This window comes from Plectonema radiosum NIES-515 (assembly GCF_025753815.1).
In the GTDB taxonomy this organism is placed as follows: Bacteria; Cyanobacteriota; Cyanobacteriia; order Cyanobacteriales; family Nostocaceae; genus Hassallia; species Hassallia radiosum_A.
Window position 1 is genome coordinate 1 of sequence record NZ_JAOWRF010000294.1, and the last position, 1,289, is coordinate 1,289.

A 1,289-nucleotide genomic window follows, 5' to 3' on the forward strand; every position below is an offset into this window, starting at 1 on the left:
CTCTCCCCCTCATAATTCAGAGTGTAGCGGTCAATATCAGCACCTGAGAACTTATAATAAGGTCGAATTTGTTGTAATTGACGATTGGTTTCTAGCAATGGACGTGTATCCCAAAGACGAATATTGCGAATCGTCTGGTCATTTTCTTGCAAAATCGCTGCTGTTAATTCACCTTTGGGGTCAAAGGTTTGCGCTTCAATCTGATTTAAATTAAATGCCTGTCGGGTATGTTCAATCGTGCGCTGAATGTATGGACGTTCACGGGCAAGTTCATTCGGTTGAACGATGAAGCGTTGAACTGCCGAAGGTAATATTTTCCCAGAAATTGCCGCTACTATAACGTAAATTCCTACGGCGTAAATCAGTTGACGTGGGTAAGGAACCGATGTAAAGCTGGTTTTTTTCGCTTTGGACAAAACTATTACTCGCAATAGCAGGTAAACTGCGATCGCCAATGCTAAAAAACTCAACCAGGTATAAATTGGTAGCTGTATTTCCACAGCGGTATAACTAGCGCCGTAGTTTACACTATCAGTAGAATATAAAAGGTGGTAGCGCTGCAAGTAATAATGAAAAGCGATCGCTAACATCAGCAAGCTAGTTAAAGCGTTTAAATGCAGTCGTTGCGATACAGAAAAACCTTTAAATCTACCTTCACTCAGACTGTTGCCCGAAAGCAGATAAATTAATGCTATTGATGCTGTACTGTATAAAAGTAGTCCTAATAACCAAGATGCTAACAAGTCCCAAATCGGTAGAGAGAAGACATAAAAGTTAATATCTTTGTGAAATAGTGGCTCAGTTTGTTGAAAACTAACGTGATGGAAATACTGTAAAAATTTATCCCAGCGTGCAGAAAGCAGAAAACCGAAAAGTAAACTGATGAGTAATGCGATCGCATTTAACCAAAACTGATAATTACTCAAAATCAAAATTGTTAACCCCAGCAGCAATACAAGTGCTGAGTTTTGAGTGCCGAGTTTTGAGTAAAAAGAACTCAGTAAAGATTTTTCTAAAAAATGCCAAAAATTCAGGGTTTCCTGACAATAGTAAATTAAAATCAATCCCACCAGCGTACTCAGTCCTAGCACCACTGGTAGGAGAAAACGCAAACTCAGTCTTTGGGGAGATGGGGGAAGGGGGGGAGGGGAGTTAGGTAGAGACGTTCCACTGGAACGTCTGTACGGGAGTGAGGAATTATTAATTGCTTTGTCTCGTTGTCTCCAAGGAGTCCCCTTGTCCCCCACTCCCCCTTGTCCCCCACTCCCCCTTGTCTCCCACTCCCCCTC

The 1,289-nt window shown here is 41.7% G+C and carries 1 protein-coding gene; it reads right to left on the reverse strand.

Annotated elements, in window-relative coordinates; all coding sequences use genetic code 11:
* The coding region (locus OGM63_RS20275) for a UPF0182 family protein (RefSeq protein ID WP_263747461.1) at window positions 1-1,289 on the reverse strand (1,289 nt) is incomplete at both ends.